The organism is Enterocloster sp. OA13 (genome assembly GCF_022440595.1).
Taxonomy (GTDB): domain Bacteria; phylum Bacillota; class Clostridia; order Lachnospirales; family Lachnospiraceae; genus Enterocloster; species Enterocloster hominis.
The window spans coordinates 1,004,729-1,022,633 of the sequence record NZ_JAKNTF010000001.1 but is presented as its reverse complement, the minus strand read 5'-3'; the positions used below and the strand labels follow the sequence as shown (position 1 = coordinate 1,022,633).

The window sequence follows — 17,905 nt, the reverse complement described above, 5'->3', positions numbered from 1 at the left end:
TAAGTTACCTCTCTCTATGATATCTCACAACTTATGTATTCATTCTCTCAACAATGTGCAATTTTGTCAATAGGGTTTTAAATAATTGTTTTCTTTCGTGACTATGCACAATATACAATTGGATTTATTATACATTTTGTCTCTACACATGGCATTTCCTGCCGCCTGGTCTGGCGGCCCTGAAAATCCATCCCCGTCACTCCGCCAGCTCAATCCTGATGTTCTTCATGGAAGCCTCATACTTCCTGAACGCGCACTTGCCGCACATCTTGGCTGCAAACAGCGCCACATCCGCCTTATGGTAAAGGTCATCGAAATCCGTCCCCTGCTCCGGTACCATGACATAGCCCGCCGAAAGGGAGAATACGATATCGCGTCCTCCTCCGCGGCGTGTCATGGACATTTCATCCACAATCCTGACCAGCTTTGCCTCCACATCCTTTTCGCTGATATTCTTGCACAGGACGATGAACTCATCCCCTCCAATACGGCATACGATGTCATCGCTGCGGAAATAACTTTTCAGCTTTCTTGCATTCTGGACAATCATGGTATCCCCGAAATCGTGTCCAAACACATCATTGGCCAGCTTAAAATTATCCAGGTCAAACATGATCAGGGATGATGGATTCCGTGTTCCCTGGGCCAGGTAAGCCTGTATGGCCGGTATGGCGGACTGGCGGTTTAAAAGCCCGGTCAGGGGGTCTGTGGAGGCCATCCTTGTCAGCATCTGGCTTTGCAGCCTGGTCTCGGTAATATCCGTGGTATATCCCACCACGACCACCGGGGTATTGTCTTCATCCACCAGCGTCTGGGCCGCTGTCCTGAACCACACCATGGAATCGTCCTTTGCAGCCACAGGGAATTCAAAAACAAGGGTCTCCCCGCTCCGGTCCGTGCGAAGCTTTTCATTGAAGGCTTGTAACGCCTGCCTGTATTCACCGGGAATGCATGTCAGGGTTTCCAGGCATTGGGACAGGCCGCGTATGACGTTCCCAGCCTCCCTTCTCCTGCTGCAGAAATACTTCATGAAGTTTGAATCCGTCACATTGGTCAGTACCAGGGTATCCTGTCTGAGATTCCACTCCCAGCTGTTAATATCAGCCAGCCTGAGGATGGATTCCTGTTTCCGTCCCAGAAGGTCCAGCTCCATCCTTTTCTCCTGTATACCGGTCACATCCTTGTAATTAAACAGGTAAATGGTTTCATTGACCGTACGCTCCACGGACATGGCCTCTGTCCTGATCCACATACGCCTGCCGCCCCTGCACAGGAACGGTGATATATGTACAAAGCTTCCGCCCTTTTCCGACATTTCCCTGATTTCGCGGAGCAGGGTTTCAAATCCATGGCCCGTCTGTCCCTTCAGATATCCTCCGTCCTTTAAAAGTTCCAGATACCCTTCCCTGGAATAGCCCATGGTCCGTGCCAGCCCGTCAGCAATGATTTCATGTTCAAACCTTCCGTCATGGCAGCTGACAAGGACAAAATCCTCCGGCACATGGGCCAGAAGCAGCTGAAGACGCTCCCGCAGGGTTACCAGCTCCGTCACATCCAGGACCACTCCCTGGAAGAATTCATTTCCCTCATACATCATGTGCCTGCTTTGGTCAATGACCCAGATATATCCCCTGGCTGCCTTCATCCGGTACTCCATATTATAGGGTTTTTCGCTGCTGGTAAGGAAGTTCACCCCTCTTTGCACCTTGTCCCTGTCATCCGGATGCACCATATTTATGAATTTGTCATCAAACAGTTCCTTAATCTGCTCCCTGGTATATCCGAATATTTCCAGGAAACGGTTGCTTATGTATGTGAAATCAAAATCACTGTTCTTGGCACAGCGGTGGTATCCCCCCGGCATGTCGTTGTTAAGGAAATTCAGTTCCCCATTCCTCTGTTTCAGGCTGCTGTTGCTCTCCAGCAGGAGACGCTGGGCCTCCATGGTCTCAGAGATATCCGTACACGCGCTGACAATCGCAAGCCTCCCGTCCTCTGCCTCGATTACACGGCCCTTATCCAGGGTCCAGAACCAGGTCCCGTCCTTTTTTGGCATCCTGTAGGTGGTGGTATACTCCAGCCCTGCGTAATATTCCGGTCCGATATCCTTCCCCACCCGCATCCGGTCATCGGGATGGATGGTATTGACCACCTGATAATCAATTGCTTCCGCCAGTTCATCAAATGTCTCATAGCCCAGAAGCCGTACCATCTCATGGTTGGCAAAATACAGCGGGAATCCATCCTCACAGTATCCGCCAATCATGCCGCCTGGCGTCATCTGTGCAAATATGGACGCTGCCACACGGCGGTTATCCTCTGCCAGCTGCATGAAGGACTCATCCTTCTCAGAGATGTGGACCACGGCAGATAAGGCCCTCTGGGAGGCCTCCAGCATCTGTTCCCGGCGCCGCTGCTCCGTAATATCGGACACCGCGCCGTAAAACAGCTTCCGTCCATCCTGCTCCCTGAGGAAGAACACGCGCAGATGCATCCACATATAGGTGCCGTCCCCTCTTCTGCGGCGCAGGTCCCCTTCCGCCCCTTTCAGCGGATTATCATATGCCTGGGTAAATATGCCAAAAGCAGACTCCCTGTCCTCTTCCCTGGTATCCTTAAGGATGGATTTCCTCTGTTCCTCCAGTTCCACTGCGTTGGTGCCTGTAAGCGCGCAGTACTGTTCATTTACCCGCAGCAGCTCCAGCTGCCCGTCATATACCTCGTAGAATGCAACAGCGCCCAGTATGTTATTCATCATGGCATCGCTGGCAATATCCTCTTCCAGCATGTCCTTAAGCCTTACACGTTCAATCTGTTTTGCCCTGATTCCCCGGAAGTCTATGTTATCCTCATCCGCCAGAAGGGGTTCGAATACCTCTATGGGCATGGGATGGAAGAAATAATACCCCTGTCCATAGGTGCATCCCATGTTCATCAGGAAATCAATCTGCTCTTTTGTCTCAATCCCTTCCGCGATTATGCGCAGCCCCATGATATTGGCCAGCCTTGTGACTGCCTCCAGGATTTCCACGCCCTTGCCCATGGACCTGCCATCCATCTCAAGGAATTTCATGTCAATCTTGAGCACGTCCACATTGACATCCTTCAGCATGTTAAGGGAGGAATAACCGCTTCCAAAGTCATCCATCAGGACAGTAAAACCAGCCTCCCGCAGTGATTCCACCACGCCGGTAATGACATTATACTCTTCCACATAAGCGCTTTCTGTAATCTCCACTTCCAACAGACGCGGTTCAATGGCATATCTGTCTGCCAGCTCCTTAAACACAGCGGCCACATCCACTGCATAGATATCCATCCTGGAAACATTGACCGATATGGGGACCGGACGGTGTCCCCTGTCAATCCATCTGCGCAGTTTCCGGCAGACCTCTTCCCAGATGAACAGGTCCAGCTTGGTAATCAGGCCGTTATTCTCTAAAAGCGGGAGGAATACGCCGGGAGGGATCAGCCCCCTGACCGGATGGTTCCAGCGCACAAGGGCTTCCAGCCCCACGATCTTGCCCGTACTCAGGTTACACTTGGGCTGTGCGTAAAATAAGAATTCCCCATGGTCCAGCCCCTTCTGCACCTCGGACAGCAGCTTATGGTTTTCCTCCATCTCCCGCATCATACGGCTGTCATACCGGCACAGCCTCCTGGCGTAGCTTCCCTTCACCGATGCCAGGGCTATGCACGCCCTGTCGTACATGGTGCTGATGGACAGGGATCCGTCCTCAATACCATAGATTCCAAAGGCAGGCAGGAAACCGGCCGTTCCCCCGCTCTGCCTTACATACGTCATGATCCGGTTCTGCAGTTCCCCGATGGCTTCCCTGTCATCCGGGATGATGATGACAAAATCATCCCCTCCCATATATCCTGCAATCCCGTTGTATGAAGTCTCAATATCCTTAAGATGGCCGCCAATCCTGGCCAGAAGCCTGTCCCCTTCCTCCTGTCCGTACCATTCATTAAACAGCTTGAAATGCTCTATATCAACCGCTGCCAGACAGTATGACCCGTTCTTTTTGGAAAGGAATTCCTGGGCGCGCTTAAGGAACACGGTCCTTCTAAGCAGTCCGGTCAGATGGTCAAACTCCCCGTCCCTTGAGGCCAGCATCCTCTTTATCTCATCTTCCCTGGATTTCTGTTCGCTGATATCCTGGATAAAGCACATCACGGTCTCATCATCATTGGAACCGCGCTTAAGGGGTACCACAATCTGGGACACCCAGGTATAGGCGCCATTCAGGCGCAGCCTCCTGAACTGTCCCTTGAGCGCCGCGTTATCCCCCTCATGCTTCAGGCATTCACTGATTGTATCCCTGTTCCAGAATTCCCGGAAGGAACCAGCATCATCCGGATGGACCATGTGCCCCGCCACTTCCTCAAGCATCCGGCTAAGCTTTCCTTCCATGCCGTGGATTACATACTTGTCCTCCACATGATACAGAAGACGGTAGCTGTCCCTGGTTAGATTCAGCTCATACAGCTCGTCATATGCAGATATATTGGTCAGGCTGTAAAACAGGTTCTTATTCCCCTCACGGATCTCGCGCACCAGGACCATGTTGCATGTGCCCTTTCCAGGCCACTCAATCCGGCCAGTCCCTACCTCCAGCCACTTCTGGACCACCTTATTATAGAATACCACCGCCTCGTCACCCTCCTGGTTAAAGGGACAGCGTGCGCATGGCCTCACTTCCTGGCACAGCTTCTCATAACATATGTCACCGCACTGCAGTTCCGGGAACTTATCCCGAAGGGTTGAATTAAAATGTACAATCCGGTAATTGTCATCAATAATATAAATACTGGTTTCGTTGCTGCTTTTCACCGTGTTCATGCACAACCTCTTTTCCCTAATCTGCCAGGGCGTGTTTGAAAATTCATTCCCTAACACTTATGGTACCATTATATTCTTTTTTCAGCATCCCCGTCAACCAGAGAATCTTCTTTCAGGCCCCTGGAGCGCGTTTGATAATTGCTTTCCGTCGGCTGTGCGTCCCACTTTGTGGGAGATTTGGTCCCGATGATGGAGGCGTAGCGGGCTACGCTGACTGAATCGGGGCCAAATATACCGCGAAGTGGGGCGTGCTTGGTCCTAAGGGGGTACCTCTGGTGGATTCCTTAGGGCAGACGGCGGGAATGAATTTTCAAACACGCTCCAGTACGGAAAAAGGATTCCCGGCCATTACTGATGGGAATCCTTTTATGTCATACTTCATCCGAGTACTTCTTCAGATGGTTCAATATGGTCTTTTTATAATCCAGGAACACGTCCGTCACCTGAAAATCCCTTGCCCTTGGTTTCGGCTCCTTCACCACGATTTCCCCGGTTATGGTGCCCGGCTTTCCTGTCAGCAGGTATATCCGGTCAGACAGGAGCACTGCCTCGTCAATGTCATGGGTAATGAACAGGGTGGAAAGGCGGATCTGCTCCATCACGTCCAGATACCAGTTGTGGACCGACTGTTTGGTAAGCATGTCCAGGGCGGAGAAGGGCTCATCCAACAGCGCCACGCTGCCGGAAAAAAGATAGGTCCTAAGAAGCGCCGCCCTCTGGCGCATCCCGCCTGAGAGCTGGGCCGGATACTTCTTCTGGGTTCCCTCCAGGCCGAATCCTGCAAAATACTCCCCTGCCTGCTGTCTGGCCTCCTTTTTCTTCACGCCCTTGATAATCAGGGGAAGGGCCACGTTATCCTCAATGGTCCTGAAGGGGAAGAGCAGGTCCTTCTGGAGCATATAGCTTACCCGCCCCGGGCATCCTGTTATATCCTCCCCTTCCATCACCACCCGCCCCTCATCCGGGGTGCTTAAGCCTGCAATGATGTTGAACAGGGTGGTCTTACCGCCACCGCTGATGCCTAACAGCGATACCAGTTCCCCCTTGTGCAGTTCAATGGAGATATCCCGGATGACCGGTTCCCCGTCAAAGGATTTGGATACCCCCTCAACCTTCAGCTGTGCCATGTATTCCTCCCGTCCCTTTGCCACGCCTTCCCTCTATCCGGATCAGGCCGTGTCTAAAAATCCGTTCCCGTCATCCGTCCTTTGGCAGATATTCATTGGAAAAGCCTGTATTTTCCTCAATCGGCGTTTCCGTCAGCCCATTCCTGGACAGCCAGTCATAATATGCGTTCCAGCGTTCCGGGGAAATGTATCCCCACTGCGCTGCATCTGCCTGATACTTATCAGCCAGGTAAATCTGGCTTGCCTTTATAAGTTCCGGGTCCAGCTCAGGCGCCGCCTTGCAGAGGATATCCGCCGCCGCCTGCGGGTCCCTGGCCGCATCCATATACCCCCGGCTCACTGCTTCCATAAACGCCTTTGCCGTGTCGGGTTCATTTTCCAGGAAATCATTATTAGCAATGATGACCGGGGTGTAAAAATCAAATACAGGATCCACGTCTGCAAATGCAAAATAATCGGTTTCCAGTCCTTCCAGCTCCGTCTTCACCCCGGCCCAGCCATAAAAGATCCAGATGGCGTCCACTGATTTTGTCTTAAGGGCAGTCACCTCATCCGTAACCATGCTGGGAATCAGCTTAACCTTATCAAAATCCCCGCCGTCCGCTTCCACAACCTCCCGGATAGTGGCCTTTTCAATGGGAAGGTCCCAGGTGGCATACTGTCTGCCTTCCAGTCCCCTGGGCCTGTCCATCCCCTCCCCCTTCCGGGAAATGATGCCGGATGTGTTGTGCTGGATGACCGCCGCAACCGCTGTCACCGGAAGCTTGTTTTCGCCTGAAAACGCAGGCGCCAGGCTGTCCTGAAAGGACATGGCAAACTGCGCCTTGCCGGACGCGGCCAGCACCTCCGCGCCATTTTCCGGGGGCTGCACCATGGTCACATTAAGCCCGGCATCCTTAAAATATCCTTTTTCCTGGGCCACATATAAGCCTGTGTGGTTGGTATTGGGCGTCCAGTCCAGTACAAAGGTAATCTCCTTAAGGGACTGTTCCTTCCGGTCACCCGCCGCCTGACTGCTCCCGCCGGATGCTCCCGCGCACCCGGTCAGGGCAATTCCAAGCAATGCCGCTGCCAGAATCACTGTATATGTTTTTTTCATCTGTTCCTCCTCCTGCCTGTCCCGTCCAGGCCTCCTGTCCCATGGCATGATCATCTGTACCTGGCGCCGTTATCCCATGGCATGATCATCTGTCCTTGGCGCCGTTGTCCCATGGCATGCATTTCTTCTGGAGCAGTTCCACTGCCCGCATAAGCAGCAGGCTGATGACCGATATAAGGAAGATGACCGCAAACATCTTGTCAAATGAAAACGCCTTCCTTACCCTTGTCATATACACGCCCAGTCCGCCAAAACCGCCAAGCCACTCTGATATGACCGCCCCTACCACTGCATAGCTTGCCGATATCTTAAGGCTGGAAAAGAACTGGTTCATGGCTCCCGGCAGCTTAAGGTAACGGAATATCTGCATCCTCCCCGCCCCCATGGCCCGCAGCAGGTTCACCGCATCCGGGTCAGCGGACTTAAATCCGGTGAGCAGCCCCACCGTAATTGGGAAAAATGTGGTAATGACAATCAATATGACCTTAGGCGTCATCTCATAGCCAAACCAAAGCACCAGAAGCGGGGCCATGGCCACGGCCGGTACGGTCTGGGTCAGGACCACGATGGGATAAAATGCCTGATACGCCCGCTCAAAGCGGTCCATGAACACAGCCGCGGCAAAACCCGTGGCAATTCCAAACAGCAGCCCCAGGGCTGCTTCCGCCATGGTTATCCCGGCATTGTCCATAAGTATGGGAAACTCGCTTATAAAAGTCCTCAGGACCTGGACGGGGGAAGGCAGCATGAAGCCCTCAATGCAGCCGAGGGATACCGCTGCCTGCCACACAGCCAGGATGCATGCCGCTGCTGAAAACGACCATATCTTACTGGTGATGTTTTGTAACTTTCTTTTCAATGGTAAGCACATCTCCTTCAGGATGGTAGGATACTTTGATGTAGGCGGCAACGGAAGGTGCGCCTGCCCTGATTGCAATGTGCTGGCATTCCTTTACAATGTCCATGAGCTGGTCATAATCCCCTTCAATGGCCGTCTCAAAAGGTCCTACATAGTAGTTTAACCCCGTGCTTTTAATGTAATCAATCACCTCATCCACAATACGGATTAACTCCTCGTTGTTCCCTGCCTCCGGTAATGTCTGAATAGCTACGCTTGCGTTCATGGATACCTCTCCTCTTCGTCTTTTATTCGTGGTGCCGGTCATAAAAATCCCGCCCGGACAATCCGGGCGGGATATAACAGACATGGTCTGAGCACTTCCTACGCTGGCATTATCCAGATCAGGTATCAGGGTTCGGAAACCGAAGTTCCATCTCAGCCGGTATGGATTGCAGACCAGCACCCCTCTTTGTTTTCTTGCTACAGTATACTACGGCCTGTTTTAAAAGTCAATTTAAGTTTCTCTGCGCAGCTTCCTGATTACCATGGTCAGGGTGCCTTCCGTTCCGTCCACCGGGCTGTTGTAGGTAAGCGTGAACACCGTGGGCTGCGGCACCTCAATGATGAACGACACCGACCCGAAGGCGCTGGAGCGGTCCGGGCCCGTCATGAAATAAATCCCGTATTCAATATGGGCACTGCCGTTATAGAACGGAGTAATCTGCATGAACGTGGTCCCCGGATACAATACCGACACTTCATAAAAGATGGAATAGAACCCAGGTTCCAGCGTTATATGGGTCGGATCCGTCAACACAATGTGGTTGGTCACATCCTCCACCCCGATTCCCATGGGCATCAGCGACGCATTGACGAAGTGAGCGGCAAAATTAATGAATGAGGCAAATATGTCATCGGGATATGGTTCGGTCGGGCCAGTCGGACCCATGGGGCCAGTGGGTCCCTGCAGCCCGGTTGGGCCGGTTGGGCCCTGTATTCCGGCAGCCCCTGTATTCCCTGCATCTCCCTGGGGGCCGGCTGGCCCCTGAGGACCGGTGGCACCCCGCAGCCCCTGTACGCCTTCCGGGCCAGGGTCCCCCTGGGGACCCATGGGGCCTTGGGGCCCGGCTGGTCCGGTTGGGCCAGCTTCTCCCTGAGGGCCAGTGGCTCCTGTATTTCCCCGTGGACCATCCTCACCTGTTGCCCCCTGTGGTCCAGTGTCCCCTGTTGCCCCGCGGGGTCCGGTTACTCCCTGAAGCCCCATGGGACCTGTAGGGCCTGTTTCTCCCTGCCGCCCTTCCGGCCCGGGGATGCCCTGTGGACCTGTGGGACCTGTTTCCCCCTGCCGTCCTTCCGGCCCGGGGATGCCCTGTGGGCCTGTGGGGCCTGTTTCCCCCTGCCGCCCTTCCGGCCCGGGGATGCCCTGTGGGCCTGTGGGGCCTGTTTCCCCCTGCCGTCCTTCCGGCCCGGGGATGCCCTGTGGGCCTGTGGGGCCTGTTGCCCCTTGCCGCCCTTCCGGCCCAGGTATCCCCTGAGGACCCATAGGCCCTGCCGGGCCGCGGCAACAGCAGCAATCACATTCCCGGGGCCCTAAGTCATCCTGAGCACCAAAGTTACATCCATCCATTTGATTGTAATACATCATACTCTCCCCCTTGTGGCATACAGCAAATGCACTGCCGGGCTTCAGGCGGCAGTGCATTTGCATCCGTTACTATCATTATATGCGCATCCGTGGCAAGGGGTATCCGAACCTATTGTTTCAATCCACGCCCGGTATATTGTCGAAGTGCGACTGCATCCTACGTAGATGCGTGGTTGACCTCATGGCAGTGGGGGATACCGATTACTCTCCGCCCACCACTGCCGTTAAGTTTGTTTTTGGCAATTCATCTCACCACCTTAGAGGATGGGAGAATCCTTGCTAATATTTGTTGAAAAATCCATTTTTCCTGGACACCTGCTGTGAGAAGAGCCTGACCCTGACAGAAAATCCATTACCGGTATCTGCACGCCTAGAACGTGTTTGAAAATTCATTCCCGCCGTCTGCAGGCCCCACTTCGCGGCATATTTGGTCCCAATTCGGTCAACGTAGCCCGCTACGCCTCCCTCATCGGGACCAAATCTCCCACAAAGTGGAACGCACAGCTGACGGAAAGCAATTTTCAAACACGCCCTAGCAATTCCCCGCAAACACATACTCCAGGCGGCCGCGTGCCGCCTCCACCAGCGCATACAGACAGCCTATATCCGTTGCATCCCGGTCCGTCATCTTCCACATCGGAAAGAATCTGGTTATATGCAGGGGAATCCGCGGATTAACCGACGCAACCCATGCGGCAAGTTCCTTTATCTCTGCCTCTGAATCATTTTCCCCCGGCACAATCAGTGTTGTCAGCTCCACGTGGCATTCTCCTGCCGCGCGTTCTATGAAATGCTTCACCACCTCCAGGCTGCCTCCCAGTTTTTTGTAATAGCGGTCCGTAAATCCTTTCAGGTCGATGTTCATGGCATCTGTATAGGGCAGCAGTCCGTCCAGCACCCGGTCCGATGCACTGCCATTGGTCACGATTACATTTTTCATGCCTGCCATCCTGACAAGGCGGGCCGTATCCCGGACAAACTCCCATCCCACCAGCGGCTCATTGTACGTGTAGGCCACGCCGATGTTTCCCCTGTCCCTGAGGTCCGCGGCCCTGTCCGCCAGCTGCCCCGGCGTCACCGTCACCACCTCACTGTCCCTTTCCCCGGCCATGGATATCCCGTGGTTCTGGCAGAAGGGACATTTTAAATTGCAGCCAAAACTTCCCACGGACAGGATCCGGCTTCCGGGACAGAACATGCGCAGGGGCTTTTTCTCAATCGGATCCAGGGCCATGGATGTAAGCCTGCCATAATTCAGGGGGACAATCCCATTGCCCCGGTTCCCTCTGGCCCGGCAGATACCGGTCTGCCCGTTTTCCAGGCTGCACCGGTGCATGCATACATCACATGTCATCCTCATCCCTTATCACCATGCCTTATGACTTCAAAGCGCTCCAGACCGACCCCGTCCTCATCCGGCCCAATCCCGGCCTTCTGCCTGGCAATGCCGATCTGCTCCCCTACCGTGTCCACTCCGTCCAGGTTTGGCAGCAGAAGCCCTCTTTTGCGTCCCTTTGTCACAATGACCCCGTAACGCTTCACATCCAGTTCCTCAGGCCCGCTTATGGGCGATGTCTCCCCCAGCACATCCACGCTGTATACCAGCTGCTGCAGTTCATCCTCCCTGACGGACGGGAACCTGGGGTCATGGATGCCAGCGCTTACCGCGTTCTGGATGATTTCCTCAGCCACATTCCCGCACACAGGCGCGATGGTGCCGATACAGCCCCTCAGCGCACCGTTCTTATGGATGGAGACAAAGACGCCTGCGCGTGATTTTAACATTTCGCCGGGCAGGCCTTCCTCCACTGCCTGGACCGGTATCATCCTTCTGGTATGCACGTAATGTTCCAGGGACTTTCTTGCCAGGGATACGTAGGCGTCTTCCGCTTCCTGCTTCTGCCTGCACACGGCCTGTTCCCGCTCCTCATATGCCTTCAGGAAACAGCGGCCCTCATCCTTCCCCTGTACTTCAAAGGTACAGATACCATATCCTACCCCAAAGGGACCCTCATAGGACAGGCGCTGCGGTTTTACCGCCATACCGTCCATGGCGCCCGCCATCATGGTAAAGCTTCTGTGTCCGCATTCGCCCGCCTTTTCGCAGAACCCTTCCGTGAAATCCAACAGCCCTCCAAACCTGCCCATGCCCATCACGTCCATGATGCGCTTATCGTATTCCGGCCCTTGGACGCTGAAACCATAAGGGCCGTCCTCTTTCAGCTTGTGGGAAAGATCGCCGCTGGCAATGATGACCGTCCTCCTGCCCAGGCGCTTTACCGCCTGTGCAATCAACTGTCCGGCCCTGTAATGGTCTGTAAAGGGAAGGCCGGAACCGCCAATCCGCACCAGACGGTAATCATGGTAATACTGGTTGATGAAGTATAAGGGAACCATGGTTCCATGGTCCAGCTCCCTGTCCCTCTCCCCTTCCTTGCCCATGGGAAAATCAATATCATCCGCCAGGTCACAGAGTTCATTTACAAATTCAGTGTCATATTCCACTTCCACTGCTTCCTGGGGAGCCAGGAACTGGCCGAAGTCACCCTTTGCCCCTGTTCCCGGGGAAATGTGGAAATAGTCCGCATACATCACGGCATGGGGCGACAGCACCACAATGGTGTCCGGCTTTGAGGCCGCGGCCAGTCTGGCCGCCTGGTGATATGCCTCCACCGTATCCTTTATCCGTACCTGCTGGCCCCGTCCCACATCGGGTATGATAAGGGGCGGGTGGGGTACCATGATTCCTGCAATAATAGCCATAGGGCATCTCCTTTCCTTTGTTGCCTTTCCAACCATAACTACTTAATATTATAGCCAAAAGAAAGGAATACTTCAATGCCGGGGAACCATGAAACCGGCACATGTAACTGACAGCCCTGGAAAACAGCTGCAGCCGACACCCCTGACACGCAGATGCAGCTGACAGCCGGAACTTATATAAGTTCCAGGACCCCCCGTATATCCCTGACCACCCAGTCAGCCCCTGCCTCCAGGAACTTCCGGCTCACGGTCTTGCAGGCATATTCCCTGTCCTCCGGGGAAAGGGCCTCATATTCCTCCATGGACAGGCCCATGGCAGAGCTTCCCTCCACGATGCCCACCGTATAAACACCTGCGTTTTTTCCTTCTTTTATATCAGAAACCGTATCCCCCACTTTCATGACCCGCCTGACATCGGATAGCCCCAGGGCCTCCATGTTGCGGAAAATCATATATGGGTACGGCCTCCCTTTGTGTCCCGTGGAATCCGGGCTGAACCAGCAGTCCGGGCTGTAGCCCTTCTGCGCAGCGGCAGGCGCCACGATGCCCATCATTGCATCCGTATATCCGGTAGTGGAGCCGATCCGGATTCCGTGGCCGCGCAGCGTTTCCACGGTTTCTGTCACATACGGCTTCACATCGGTGAATCCGCCTGCCAGGCCAAGGATCTTACTTTCGCTGAGAAGATAGACCTGTTCCACATCCTCCTGGGTAAACGCCCGGCCGTGGATTCTTTCCCATTCCCCGGAAATCCGCTCCATCTCCAGCATGGTCCGCACATGGTCGCGTTTCAGCATGCCCATGGGCCCCCGTATCTCGTCCATGGTGGGCTGGATGCCGTATTCCCCAAATGCCTCCGCAAAGGCCTGTACCGGGGCAAAGCACCCGTAATCCACGGTGGTGCCTGCCCAGTCAAGAATAACTGCGTCAAATAATGCCATTTTACTGTTCCTCCCTGTCATTTTCCTGGTTTTCCTTATCCTCCAGGAACTCTTTTATTATACCGTAAAGCTTTATGATATCATCCTCATAAATCTCCCCGATATTACCAATCCGGAAGGTATCCGCGTCCGTCACCTTGCCAGGATAGATGGCATATCCCCGTTCCTTTATGTAACGGTACATTTCCTCAAAGGAAAAGCTGCTGTCCTCCGGGTAGAAAAAAGTGGTGATGATGGGCCCCTGATATTCCCCTTCAATATATGGACGGATCCCAAGTTCCGCCAGCTTTTTAATCAGCAGCCTGTTATTGCCGGCATACCGTCTGCTCCTGGCCTCAATCCCGCCTTCTTCCTCCATTTCCCTGAGCGCCTGTGCAAAGGCCAGCACCGTATGGGTGGGGGAGGTGAATCTCCATTTCCCGTCCTTTTCCATGGTCTCCCACTGACTGTACAGGTCCAGGGACAGGCTTGGCGCCTTCCCGTTGCATTTCATAAGTTCATCCCGGCGGCAGATGATGAAGGAAAATCCCGGCACACCCTGGATGCATTTGTTGGCGCTGCTGATGATGTAATCAATCCCTAAATCCCCGACCGGTATATCCACGCCGCCGAAGCTGCTCATGGCGTCCACGATAAAGACACGCCCCGCTTCCTTCACCACCTTTGCCACAGATGCGATATCGTTTAAAATCCCGGATGTTGTCTCGCTGTGCACCATGGAGACATGGGTGATTTCCGGGTTCTTCTGAATGAGCTCACGGATCCGGTCCGCACAGGGCACCCGGTCATACTCCTCACAGTACTGGATGAACGGGATTCCTGCGTGCTTTGCAATATCCGCCATCCGGTCCCCGTAGGCGCCGTTGGAGGCAATGAGCAGGCAGTCCTCCGGCCCGGCGGAGCTTGTGAGGACGGACTCCACCCCAAAGGTCCCGCTGCCCTGCATCAGTACGCATGTATATTCAGGCTCCCCGACATGGGCCAGCCCAAGAAGTTTCCTGCGGATTTCCTGTGTGATTTCCTTATAATCATCATCCCAGGTGCAGTGGTCAAACAGCATCTCTTTCTTCACGGTATCCGTGGTCGTTAAAGGCCCCGGTGTCAGCAGCTTATAATTCATCATATCCGTTTACTCCTCTTTCTTCTTGTTTGTGGTTTATTTACAGCTTTCTGAAAGGTCCTGATGCTGTTTCAGCAGGTCCACTGTCAGCTTTTGGGGAAATACCTTTGGATAGGCGGACATATTGGCAGGATTCCCCTGCTCCCCTTCATAAACCGGCAGGGGATATGTCTTAATCAGCTCCGCCCTTCCGTTTTTAATGATGCACTCAGCCATCTTCTGGGCCATTGGGCTAGTCTTACCGCCTTTATCAATCACTGCCACGGATTCAGTCAGGGAGAAGTTCCCTTCCAGGGGATCCACATAGTCTACCGGCAGTCCCTGGGCCTTATCTGCCACGGCCTGATGGCGCAGGCCGAATCCAATGGCCACCTCCCCTGCGCGCACCTTCTTAAGGGGAGCCGATCCGGAGCTTTCCACATGGGGTCCGGCATTTTTATAAATCCCGGTAAGCACTTCCCTGGCGCCGTCCTCACCGTATTCACTGATAAGGGCCTGCATCAGCAGCCATGCGGTGGATGAACTTTTGATATCCGTCACTGATACAAAGCCCTCATACTCCGGCTTTGACAGATCCTTTAAACAGACGGGCATGGCCAGGTTATTTTCCTTCATCATCTCGGTGTTGACAATGATTGCGCCCTCCTGCTTCGTAATGGGCGTGTAGTAAGAGGGGTATTCCTCCATTGCCCCGGCATCAAAGGCAAGGTCCGCGAACATATGGTTCTGGTCCTGGGCGCTTTCCAGGTAAAAGGAGCTCATGGTGACCACGTCCGCCTCTATGTTGGTCCCCTCTGCCAGCAGCTTGCCGCCAAGTTCAGAGGTCCCAAAGGACTGGAGAAGGTATTTTCCTTCAAATCCATTGCCGTCCAGGGCATGTTTCATGGCTTCTATGGCCTCATCATCCGCATTGGAGTAGATTACCACCTGTGATTCCTTCCCGGAACAGCCGGTTAATGTGAGGGCTGACGCTGCAATCAATGCAGTCATTCCCAGGGTTGCTGCTTTTTTCCACTTTTTCATAAACTTTCCTCTTTTCATTTTTATATTTTCCCTTCTTCCTGATAAAGCGCCAAACAACGCCTTGGCCCCAAGGTTCGTGGCCATGATCAGGAGGGAGAGCACAAATATCTCATTGAATTTTGTATAATACTGCAGTTCCTTTATTTTCGTCGTGATGACCATGGTCCTGGCGCCTGCGATGAAAATGACGGCGCTGACCGTCACCATTGCATTGACAAAATAATAGCTGAATACCTCCAGCAGGGTGGACACCGCGTTGGGCGTGACCACCCGCAGGATAGTCTTAAACCAGGTATCCCCCATGAGCAGGGCGGTTGTCTCCCAGGATGCGTTCATTTTCGCAAGGGAGCTCTTCATCATCAGGTATGGCGTGGAGAAAAAATGCACCACATTACAGATGACCAGGAGGAAAAACGTATTCTGCACCGGGGTGCCGGAAAAGGTGAACAGGAATGCAATGCCGATTACCATGCCTGGTATGGTGTTTGTCACCAGGGCAATGCTTTCTATGATGTCCTTCAGCCTTTGATCCAGGCTGCTTCTGGCCGTTGCAAGGGCTGCCCCGTAAACAATCAGCGAGCCGGTCAGGGCGGTCAGCACCGCAACCAGGATGGAGTTCCTGTACACTGCTGACAGGGAGGAATCCCGGAACACATCCCATACATGGCTGAATGTAAGATCCATCTGATAGGGCCATTCCTGCACCATGGGCACCACGAATATGACGGCAAACACGCACAGGACGCAAGTCAGGATGGCGCAGGACGCCGCGCCGCAGAACACATCCCGGAGCCTGCCCCTGCGGATTTCAGTATTGGAAATCCGGCTGTACCGGATATTATAGCGCTCCAGGTAATGGAGCAGGGAAATGCTCACAACGGACGGCACCAGCATGGACATGGCCACCACGGCCCCGCGGTTGAAATCCGGCACGCTTCCCAGCATTTCATTGTACAGCACCGAAGCCACCACGTCATACTGCCCTCCCACGGACGCCGGGATGCCGTAATCCGTGAAGCAGAGGAAAAAGCACTGTACAAACGAAGCTGCCAGGGTTCCAAGAAGCGGCCTGAGCACGGTTCCAAGAAAGGTGGAAAACGGGCTGTCCCCCATGATCCTGGATACAATCATGAACTTTTTATCAATAAAACTCATGGAATTGAATATCAGCATGAAGGAAACAGGAAGGGTGTAGATCACATACCCCAAAAGCAGTCCCCAGAAGCCGTATATGTCAAAGAGCTGCCTTCCCAACAGCCTGGTCAGAAGCCCCTGTTTCCCAAAGGAATAGATGATTGCGAATCCATATGTGATGGTGGGCAGCAGCATGGGAATCACGGCCGCCAGGCGTATGAACCCCTTAAGCCCTCTGGGCACATTGGTGTAATGGATGGTATAGGAAAGGATGAATGCCAGGACCGTGGTCACGGCCGCGCTGAGGGAGGCCACAACCGCGCTCCTTGCAAATGCTCCCGCAAATCCCTTCCCGGTAAGCACATCCGCATAATGCGACAGGGCAATGCCTCCCTGGCACTCAAAGGATTTCCCCAAAAGAAGCAGGATGGGAACCAGCAGGAATACCAGGAAAACACCGGTGACCAGCGCGTAAATGCCCTTGATTTCTCTCTCTTTCATCGTCTTCATTGTAAAATCTCCCATCATTTCCCGGTCAGCCCGCCTGCATGATCACGCGGTCAGCCAGTTCCCTCTGGAACAGGGAGAAAATGTTGTTCTTTTTTATCTCCAGCTGGTTTAAGATGAATTCCTCCACAAAGCCGTCCGCTGGCGCGCCTATAATCTCCTCCGGCCTGCCAAACTGTGCAATGCCTCCCTGATTCACAATCATCACCTTGTCGGAAAGGGTCAGGGCTTCCTCCGGGTCATGTGTCACAATCACCGTGGTCAGTTTGAATTCCCTGGCAATCTCCTTGATTTTTTCTTTAATGGATTCCTTGATTACCCCGTCCAGGGCGCTTAAGGGTTCGTCCAGCAGCAGGATCCTGGGCTTCATGACCATGGTCCTGGCCAGCGCCACCCTCTGCTTCTGCCCGCCGGAGAGCTGGTCAATCCGTTTGCACAGATGTTCCCTGAGTCCCAAAAGGTCAATGAATTCCTCCACCTCCTGGTTCGTGGAAATCCCCGGCCGGTTCTTAAGCCCGTATGTAATGTTCTTATATACATTGAGGTTGGGGAACAGCGCATAATCCTGGAATACAATGTTAAATCCCCTCTCCTCCATGGGAACCCGGGTGATGTCCTGTCCCTGGAACAGCATCTGCCCGCTGTCCGCGTCCGTGATTCCAAGAATCAGGTTCAGCAGGGTGGTTTTCCCGCATCCCGACGGACCCAGGATGGATACGATTTCCCCGTCCCCGATTGTCAGGTTGATGTCCTCCAATATGGTTACCCCGTCAAATGATTTCCTGATATGTTTTAATTCCAGCATAAATGCCCTCCTTTTAATCTGCCCAGACCGTTTTTCTAAACACCCACATTA

The 17,905-nt window shown here is 53.7% G+C and carries 15 protein-coding genes, 1 pseudogene and 1 riboswitch; of the genes and pseudogenes, 2 read left to right on the top strand and 14 right to left on the bottom strand.

All coding sequences use genetic code 11. The annotated features are described in order from the left end of the window. Positions 1–196: 196 nt before the first annotated feature. The gene (locus MCJ35_RS04425) at positions 197–4,849 is read right to left on the bottom strand and encodes an EAL domain-containing protein (protein ID WP_025482782.1); all 4,653 of its coding nucleotides are present in this window, start codon (positions 4,847–4,849) and stop codon (positions 197–199) included. Between the two features lie 59 nt (positions 4,850–4,908). Here MCJ35_RS04425 and MCJ35_RS31880 point away from each other — a divergent pair, with 59 nt between their 5' ends. Then, entirely contained in the window at positions 4,909–5,067 is a 159-nt protein-coding gene (locus tag MCJ35_RS31880; protein WP_353656107.1) for a DUF6783 domain-containing protein, read from the top strand. 153 nt (positions 5,068–5,220) lie between these two features. Here the strand turns inward: MCJ35_RS31880 and MCJ35_RS04420 are convergent, their stop codons facing one another. The 7 genes from MCJ35_RS04420 to MCJ35_RS31860 form a co-directional block, all read right to left on the bottom strand. Further along, complete coding sequence (locus tag MCJ35_RS04420; protein ID WP_025482784.1) at positions 5,221–5,976, bottom strand: ABC transporter ATP-binding protein; 756 nt, start codon at positions 5,974–5,976, stop codon at positions 5,221–5,223. 70 nt (positions 5,977–6,046) lie between these two features. Beyond that, the gene (locus MCJ35_RS04415; RefSeq protein WP_025482785.1) at positions 6,047–7,075 is read right to left on the bottom strand and encodes an ABC transporter substrate-binding protein; all 1,029 of its coding nucleotides are present in this window, start codon (positions 7,073–7,075) and stop codon (positions 6,047–6,049) included. Between the two features lie 85 nt (positions 7,076–7,160). Further along, positions 7,161–7,934 carry an ABC transporter permease gene (locus MCJ35_RS04410; protein WP_025482786.1) on the bottom strand — a complete coding sequence of 258 codons (774 nt, stop codon included), beginning with the start codon at positions 7,932–7,934 and terminating at the stop codon, positions 7,161–7,163. Beyond that, on the bottom strand, positions 7,903–8,199 hold the full coding sequence (locus MCJ35_RS04405; RefSeq protein WP_008722530.1) for a thiamine-binding protein: 297 nt from the start codon (positions 8,197–8,199) through the stop codon (positions 7,903–7,905). The genes MCJ35_RS04410 and MCJ35_RS04405 overlap by 32 nt, the downstream gene beginning before the upstream one ends. Positions 8,200–8,276: 77 nt before the next feature. Beyond that, a riboswitch (TPP riboswitch) is annotated at positions 8,277–8,393 on the bottom strand. A 37-nt stretch (positions 8,394–8,430) separates the two neighbouring features. Next, positions 8,431–8,865 (bottom strand): hypothetical protein, encoded by a 435-nt coding sequence (locus MCJ35_RS31870; RefSeq protein ID WP_353656061.1) that lies wholly within the window; start codon positions 8,863–8,865, stop codon positions 8,431–8,433. Between the two features lie 296 nt (positions 8,866–9,161). Further along, positions 9,162–9,494: a hypothetical protein gene (locus MCJ35_RS31865; protein WP_353656060.1), complete on the bottom strand. Its 333-nt coding sequence runs from the start codon at positions 9,492–9,494 to the stop codon at positions 9,162–9,164. 346 nt (positions 9,495–9,840) lie between these two features. Then, positions 9,841–10,086, bottom strand: coding sequence for a DUF6783 domain-containing protein (locus MCJ35_RS31860; protein ID WP_353656106.1), 246 nt, complete (start codon positions 10,084–10,086; stop codon positions 9,841–9,843). On the opposite strand from MCJ35_RS31860, the gene MCJ35_RS31855 reads away from it, so the two are divergent. Further along, positions 9,985–10,239 carry a DUF6783 domain-containing protein gene (locus MCJ35_RS31855; RefSeq protein ID WP_353656105.1) on the top strand — a complete coding sequence of 85 codons (255 nt, stop codon included), beginning with the start codon at positions 9,985–9,987 and terminating at the stop codon, positions 10,237–10,239. The genes MCJ35_RS31860 and MCJ35_RS31855 overlap by 102 nt on opposite strands. Here MCJ35_RS31855 and amrS read toward each other — a convergent pair. The 6 genes and pseudogenes from amrS to MCJ35_RS04370 form a co-directional block, all read right to left on the bottom strand. Then, positions 10,160–10,897, bottom strand: a pseudogene (gene amrS / locus MCJ35_RS04395) (AmmeMemoRadiSam system radical SAM enzyme); the annotation flags it as partial. The gene MCJ35_RS31855 and the pseudogene amrS overlap by 80 nt on opposite strands. Positions 10,898–10,917: 20 nt before the next feature. Further along, entirely contained in the window at positions 10,918–12,324 is a 1,407-nt protein-coding gene (gene amrA, locus MCJ35_RS04390; protein WP_025482789.1) for an AmmeMemoRadiSam system protein A, read from the bottom strand. A gap of 173 nt (positions 12,325–12,497) precedes the next feature. After that, positions 12,498–13,265, bottom strand: coding sequence for a phosphonoacetaldehyde hydrolase (gene phnX / locus MCJ35_RS04385; RefSeq protein ID WP_025482790.1), 768 nt, complete (start codon positions 13,263–13,265; stop codon positions 12,498–12,500). Position 13,266: 1 nt separating this feature from the next. Further along, positions 13,267–14,388 (bottom strand): 2-aminoethylphosphonate--pyruvate transaminase, encoded by a 1,122-nt coding sequence (gene phnW / locus MCJ35_RS04380; RefSeq protein WP_025482791.1) that lies wholly within the window; start codon positions 14,386–14,388, stop codon positions 13,267–13,269. A 33-nt stretch (positions 14,389–14,421) separates the two neighbouring features. Beyond that, positions 14,422–17,052 (bottom strand): ABC transporter permease subunit, encoded by a 2,631-nt coding sequence (locus MCJ35_RS04375; protein WP_240299370.1) that lies wholly within the window; start codon positions 17,050–17,052, stop codon positions 14,422–14,424. A 25-nt stretch (positions 17,053–17,077) separates the two neighbouring features. Further along, positions 17,078–17,854 carry an ABC transporter ATP-binding protein gene (locus MCJ35_RS04370; protein ID WP_240299369.1) on the bottom strand — a complete coding sequence of 259 codons (777 nt, stop codon included), beginning with the start codon at positions 17,852–17,854 and terminating at the stop codon, positions 17,078–17,080. Between the last annotated feature and the right edge of the window lie 51 nt (positions 17,855–17,905).